General features: G+C 62.4%; 4 protein-coding genes. All 4 read right to left on the bottom strand.

The annotated features are described in order from the left end of the window. Positions 1 to 592 precede the first annotated feature (592 nt). Complete coding sequence (gene gyrA / locus ARB25_RS08340; protein WP_156327716.1) at positions 593 to 3,304, bottom strand: DNA gyrase subunit A; 2,712 nt, start codon at positions 3,302 to 3,304, stop codon at positions 593 to 595. 41 nt (positions 3,305 to 3,345) lie between these two features. Then, a complete protein-coding gene (gene gyrB / locus ARB25_RS08335) occupies positions 3,346 to 5,376 on the bottom strand; it encodes a DNA topoisomerase (ATP-hydrolyzing) subunit B (protein ID WP_040360015.1) in 2,031 nt (676 codons plus the stop codon). 105 nt (positions 5,377 to 5,481) lie between these two features. Then, positions 5,482 to 6,045: a DciA family protein gene (locus ARB25_RS08330; RefSeq protein ID WP_055287306.1), complete on the bottom strand. Its 564-nt coding sequence runs from the start codon at positions 6,043 to 6,045 to the stop codon at positions 5,482 to 5,484. Continuing rightward, complete coding sequence (gene recF / locus ARB25_RS08325) at positions 6,032 to 7,138, bottom strand: DNA replication/repair protein RecF (protein ID WP_055287304.1); 1,107 nt, start codon at positions 7,136 to 7,138, stop codon at positions 6,032 to 6,034. The genes ARB25_RS08330 and recF overlap by 14 nt, the downstream gene beginning before the upstream one ends. Between the last annotated feature and the right edge of the window lie 6 nt (positions 7,139 to 7,144).

The following is a 7,144-nucleotide window of genomic DNA, read 5'->3' as shown; positions in this document are numbered from 1 at the left end:
GCGATGCTCGGGGAGGACGCGGCGGCGCTGCTGGACGCCTACGGCGTGGGGGACGTGCCGCTCGGCGATCTCGACCTGACGCCGGGGCTCATCGAGAGGGCGCGCGCAGAGAGGGGCGATGCCCCGCTGGCCAAGCCTGGAAGAAAACGGAATAGACGGACCGACCGTCCGGCTGAGTCTGGGAAGAGGTGCCGGGCGGCGGGCGGAGCATGGCCACCGGACCCATCGAAACACATCTCCACCATTCCTTCAACTGGGAAAACGGCGCCCCCGGACCCCAGGAGGGGCCGCGGGGGCGTTCGGCTAACTGCGGGAGCGAGCCATCAGCTCAATGTGTTCGGCTGAGATCGGAAATCAACCGGAGGGATGGTCGCTGGGCTGGCGAGATGGTTTTGGTTTGCTGCTCGGACAGTCCTGCGCAAGACGAAGGCCACATTAAGTGGCCTTCTTTGCGTGCGGAACTCGCGACAAACCAAAACCATCTCGCCAGCCCAGCGACCATGGGGTCCCAAGGTTTTCAAAAAAGCGGTCGGCGCGCAGTGCGCCGACCGCCGATATATGGGGTCTGATATTTTCTAACAGTTAGGGCCTCTTACTCGTCGAGGAGATCTTCCGGCATGTCGTTGCCGTCGCCTAGATCGACTGGGGCTTCCTCGGGGGCAGAGCCGTCTTCTGTTGCTTCGCCTTCGGGCTTCTCTTTGGCTGCCGTCATGCGGGCTACGGCGCAGATGCGGTCGTTGTCGTCGACGGTCATCATCTTGACGCCCTGGGTGGCGCGGCCAGTCTGGCTGATCTCGTCGGTCTTGACGCGAATGACCGTCGCGCCCTCCGTCACGATGAACAGCTCGTGCTGCGGGCCCACCGTCTTCATGGCCGCAAGGTTACCCTTACGCTCGGTCATTTGGATGGTGTAGACACCCTGGCCGCCGCGATTCTGCTCCGGGTAGTCCGCGACCGGCGTGCGCTTGCCGTAGCCGCGCTCGGTGATGACGAACAGATCGCCGTTGCCGTTAGTGACTTCCATGCCCAGAACGCTCACGCCGTCCTTCATACCGATACCGCGAACGCCGCTGGTATCGCGGCCGGTAGCGCGCACCTGCTCCTCGGAGAACATAATCGCCTTGCCCGCAGTGGTGGCCAGGATGATCTTGTCACCCTCGCGCACGCGGCGCACGTTCAGCAGTGCGTCGTCGTCGCGCAGGTTGATGGCAATGAGTCCATCGCGGCGGCTGCGGTCATATGCGCTCATCACGGTCTTCTTGACCATGCCGCTCTTGGTGGCAAACATCAGGTACTCGTTGGCCGGGAACTCGCGGCAGCTGATGACGCTCGCGATCTTCTCGCCCTCCTCGAAGGGCAGCAGGTTGACGATCGCGGTACCGCGCGCCTGGCGCGTACCCACCGGCAGCTCGTGCACCTTCAGGCGATAGACCTTGCCCTTGCTCGAGAAGAACAACACGTACTCGTGCGTGGACGCGATGAACATCTCGTCGATGACGTCGTCCTCTTTAAGGTTGACGCCCGACACGCCCTTGCCACCGCGCTTCTGGGCACGGTAGGCGGCCACCGGGATACGCTTAACGTAGCCGGTGTGGGTGATGGTCACGACCATATCCTCGTCGGCGATGAGGTCCTCGACATCCAGGTCCTTCTCGACCTGGCTGATCTCGGTGCGGCGCTTGTCGCCGAACTTCTTGGAGATCTCGCGCATCTCTTCCTTGATGACGCCCAGGATCTTCTCCTCATGCGCCAGCAGGTCCTCGTAGTAGGCGATGGCGCGGCGCAGGCCGTCCAACTCTTCTTGGATCTTGTCGCGCTCCAGGCCGGTCAGGCGGCGCAGCTTCATCTCGAGGATGGCCGTGGTCTGCTCGGGCGTAAAGCCAAAGCGTTCGATCAGGCGGCTGCTGGCCTCGGAGTCGGTCTGCGAGGAGCGGATGATGCTAATGACCTCGTCGATATGGTCAAGGGCCATCAGGTAGCCCTCGAGGATATGGGCACGCGCCTGGGCCTTCTTAAGGTCGAAGCGGGTGCGGCGGGTAACGACGTCGACCTGGTGGTCAATGTAGTGCTGCAGCATCTCGCGCAGGCTCAGGCATTTGGGAACGCCGTTGACGAGCGCCAGGTTGTTGGCGCCAAAGGTCGTCTGCAGCGAGGTGTACTTATACAGGTTGTTGAGCACGACCTGCGGAATGACGCCCTTCTTGAGCTCGATGACCAGACGGATGCCCTTCTGGTTGGACTCATCGCGCATATCCGAGATGCCCTCGATGCGCTTGTCGTTGACGAGTTGGGCGATCTTCTCCTGCAGGGTGCCCTTGTTGACCATGTAGGGAATCTCGGTGAAGACCAGGCGGCTGCGACCGGTCTTGGTGGACTCAACGTGTGCCTTGGCGCGCACGGTAATGGAGCCGCGGCCGGTCTCGTAGCTCTGCTTAATGCCGGCGCTGCCCATGATGATGGCGCCGGTGGGGAAGTCCGGACCGGGCATAATCTGCATGAGCTCGTCGACGGTGGCGTCGGGGTTGTCGATCAGGTAGCAGGTGGCCTCGATCGCCTCGGTGAGGTTATGCGGGGCGATGTTGGTGGCCATGCCGACGGCGATGCCCTGGCTGCCGTTGACCAGCAGGTTGGGGAAGCGCGCAGGCAGCGCCACGGGCTCGGCGAGCGATTCGTCGTAGTTGGGCTGCCAGTCGACGGTATCCTTCTGCAAGTCACGCAGCAGTTCCATGGCGGGCTTGGCCAGGCGGCTCTCGGTGTAACGCATGGCCGCCGCGCCGTCGCCGTCGATGTTGCCGAAGTTGCCGTGGCCGTCGATGAGCGGCGTGCGCATGGAGAACCACTGTGCCAAGCGGACCATGGCCTCGTAGACCGCAGAGTCACCGTGCGGGTGGTACTTGCCGATAACTTCGCCGACCGTCCAGGCTGACTTCTTGTGCGGGCGGTTGGGGTAGATGCCGCTCTCGTTCATCGCGTACAGGATGCGGCGGTGCACCGGCTTTAAGCCGTCGCGCACGTCCGGCAGGGCGCGCGCCGTGATGACCGACATCGAATACTCGATAAACGACTGCTTCATCTCGCGACCGAACTCCGAAATCTGGAGCTGGCCGCCGTTGATATCCTCGCCGGCCGAGGCGCCACGGTCGACTTCGCCAAAGCTCTCCTCGAGCTCGCCGTCGTCGTCCTCTTCCTCGTCATCATCGGCATCGGGGTTATAGGCGTCCGGGTCGCCGTCCTCGCCCTGCTCAGCACGGGCAAGCAGGCGCTTCAGATCGTCGGGCATACCGGCATCGCCGGCCTCGTCCATACCCTCATTGTTGTTGATATCGTCTGCCACGTTACCTCCTCTTAAGCATCAAGGAATCGTGCATCATGTGCGTGTTTTTCAATGTATTCGCGGCGATAGCCGACCTCGGAACCCATCAGCTCGCGCACGGCGCGGTCCGCCACCACGGCGTCTTCGATCGACACACGCTGCAGGATGCGGGTCTTGGGGTCCATCGTCGTCGAGGCAAGCTGCTTGGGGTCCATCTCGCCCAGACCCTTGTAGCGCTGGACGGTATAGCCCTTGCGCTTCTTGGTAATCTTGCCGTCCTTGGCCTTGCCGTCCTCGTCGTTATCGTCGGGGTTCAGGCCCAGACTCTGGATGGTGTCGCGCAGGATCTCGTCTTCGGGCTGGCGGCCGTTGGGATACACGTAGTGGATCTTGTTGCGCACCTTAATGCCAAAGATGGGCGGGCAGGCAACATAGACGTAGCCGGCATCGATCAGCGGACGCATGTACTTGTAGAAGAACGTCAGCAGCAGGATGCGGATATGCGCACCGTCGACGTCTGCATCGGTCATGATGATGATCTTGTGGTAGCGCGCCTTGGTGATATCGAAGTCGCCGCCGTCGCCGGCACTCGTCGTGACGCCGCAGCCGATCGCGGTAATCAGCGACTGAATGGTGTCACTCGAGAACGCGCGATGGTCACCAACGCGTTCGACGTTCAAAATCTTGCCGCGCAGGGGCAGAATCGCCTGGATGTCTCGGCGACGGCCGTCCTTGGCCGAACCGCCTGCCGAGTCGCCCTCTACGATGAAGAGCTCGGTCAGCTCGGCATCGCGCACCGAGCAGTCGGCGAGCTTACCGGGCAGGGACGCCGTCTCGAGCAGGCTCTTGCGGCGGGTCGCCTCGCGCGCCTTGCGGGCGGCATTGCGCGCCTTGCAGGCCTGTTGCGCCTTCTTGACGATCTCGCGAGCGGGCTTGGGATGCTCCTCGAGGTAATCGACAAGGCCGTCGGTCACAATCTTGAGCGTGAGCGCTCGCATATAGGAGCTGCCGAGCTTTGCCTTGGTCTGGCCCTCAAACTGCGGATCGGGCAGCTTGACCGAGATAACGGCCGAAAGGCCCTCGCGCACATCGTCGCCGGTCAGGTTGGCGTCTTTTTCCTTGAGCAGGTTCTGCTTGCGCGCGTAATCGTTGATCACGCGGGTGAGCGCGGTGCGGAAGCCCTCAAGGTGCATGCCGCCTTCGGGGGTGTAGATGTCGTTGGCAAACGACATGACGTTCTCGCCGTAGCCGCTATTCCACTGCAGGGAAACCTCGACCTCTCCCATCTTGGCCACAGGCGCGTCCGGGTCCGATTTGCCCTCGATGTAGATGGGCTCCTTAAAGGCCTCGGGGACGTCCTTGCCCTCGTTGAGGAACTTGACGAAGTCGATGATGCCGCCCTCGTAGCAAAACTCCTCCACGTGGGGAGTCGCTTCGCGCTCGTCGGTCAGCACGATTTTGAGGTTCTTATTGAGGAACGCCGTCTCCTGCAGACGGTTGTGCAGCGTATCGAAATCGTAGATGCAGGTCTCGAAGATCTCATCGTCGGGCCAGAAGGTGACGGTGGTGCCCGTCGAATCCGAGGTGCCCACGACCTCCATCTTCTTGACGGTCTTGCCGCGCGAGAACTCCATCTCGTAGGTGTTGCCATCGCGACGAACCTGAACGACCACGCGCTTGGACAGTGCGTTGACGACGGAGATGCCCACGCCGTGCAGGCCGCCCGAGACCTTATAGGCCGAGTTATCGAACTTACCGCCGGCGTGCAAGATCGTCATGACGACCTCGAGCGTCGGGATCTTTTTAACAGGGTGCTCGTCGACGGGGATGCCGCGCCCGTTGTCGACGACCGTGATGGAGTTGTCGGCGTGGACCGTCACCTGGATCTCGGTGCAGAAACCGGCCATGGCCTCGTCGACGGAGTTGTCAACGATCTCCCACACCAGGTGATGCAGACCGCTGGCGCTCGTCGAGCCGATATACATGCCCGGGCGCTTACGAACGGCCTCGAGACCTTCGAGAATCTTAATCTCGCCGCCATCGTAATCGTTTTCGTTTGCCACACGTCCTCCTTCAGTCAAGAAAATGTGTACAGCCTTACTAGTTTATCGTAAAAAAATACCCTCGGGAACGAGGGTATTTGGCTCTACAAGGCCACCAGATGCGATTTAAGGCTCTTTTTTGCCTTGCACGCCCTTGGCCCACTCGGCACTGGCTCTCATGGCGTTCTCGAGGGCCTCGCGCAGTTTTTGGTCTTCGATGGGCGCCACTTGGCGCTCAATCTCGGTGCGCTCGGCCTCACTTAGGTCAGCATGCGGAGCCGGCGGGCGCTCGGCCACGGCAGGACGCAGACGCTCTTTGGCAGCGGGCGGCGTGTGACCGGGCGCGGTGGTTTTGAACACCAGGCCATCCACATGCGCACCGACGCGCTCCATGCGCGCGCGGATGATCTCGCGCAACAGCGTCATTTCCTGCGTCCACGAGGGCGAATCGAGATATACCAGCAGCTCATTGGACTCGGGCAGGTAGCGCAGGCCCGTCACATGCCGCCCCTCGCGCGTGCCCGAGCACACCGCGTTCCACGCGCGATAGACCGCGCGCGACTCCTCGGCAGCCTCCATCTGCGCGCGGCGCTCAGGTGTTGCAGCCGCCAGGATGCGCTGGCGCTCTGCGTTTAAAAACCCACTGAAGGCGACCGTTTCGCTCTCGCGCTCGTAATTAGCACGTCTCACCCATGCTCACCACCTTGGCTCGATCAAGCAGGTCATCGGTAAAGTATCCCAGGTTGGTCGTGGTTATGACCGTTTGGATATCATCGCCGATCAGCCGCAGAAAAGCACCGCGGCGCTCGCCGTCGAGCTCGCTCATCACGTCGTCCAGAAGCAACAGCGGAGCAGTACCCAGAACATCGCGAGCCACGGCCACCTCGGCCACCTTCCAGGACAGTACCAACGTTCGCTGCTGTCCTTGGCTGGCAAATGGACGGGCGGAGCGACCCGCCACGGTAAATTCAATCTCGTCGCGATGCGGTCCCACCAACGTCACGCCGCGGCGAATTTCCTCGTCGGCGTGCTCATCAAGGGCGGCCAGCATGCGCTCGTACGCCCAGCCCTTCAGCTCTTCGCGATCCTCGACCTGGGGCAAATCCCCCAGTGTGGACGTATAGGTCACGTTGGCAGCCTCGCCGGACGCCACTTGCCCGTAGGCAGTGTGTACATGGCCCGCCAGCCGGTCGAGCAGGGCCAACCGGTGCACGAGCAGAGCCGCGCCCGCGCGGGCAATCGAATCGTTCCACGCGCCGAGCATCTCACGGCAGCACCAGGTCTCCTTGAGCAAGGCGTTACGCTGGGTCACGCAGCGCCCATAGGTGCTCGCAAGATCGGCATAGCGTGCGCTCAGTTGCATGCCAAAGTCATCGAGGGCGGCGCGGCGCACACTGGCGCCTCGCTTAACCATGTCCAGATGGTCAGGGCAAAACAGCACGCTCGGCAGAACCCCGCGTACACCGGCGGCAGAGCATCTCTTGCCGTTGCGGCTAAACGAGCGCTTACCGTCCTCCGCGCTCAATCCCATATCAAGCACGCGGCCGTCGCCCTCGAGCCTCAGCTCGACCTTGCACGAGCCCACGCCGTCATGGACGAGCTCGGCTGCGGTCGGATGCCTAAACGAGGCGCCGCTCGTCAGCAGCTGCAGCGCCTCTATGAGATTGGTCTTTCCCGCCGCGTTTGGTCCCGCAAGTATCGTCACGCCCTCGTCCAGGGCAAGACGATAGCTATCGAAGCTGCGGTAGTGCGCGACGGAAAGATCGCGGGCGAACATGGTCATGGCGCA

The sequence above is a fragment of the Collinsella aerofaciens genome (genome assembly GCF_001405375.1).
Classification (GTDB): domain Bacteria; phylum Actinomycetota; class Coriobacteriia; order Coriobacteriales; family Coriobacteriaceae; genus Collinsella; species Collinsella aerofaciens_F.
The sequence above is the reverse complement of the archived record's forward strand: the minus strand, read 5'-3'. Positions and strand labels throughout refer to the sequence as shown.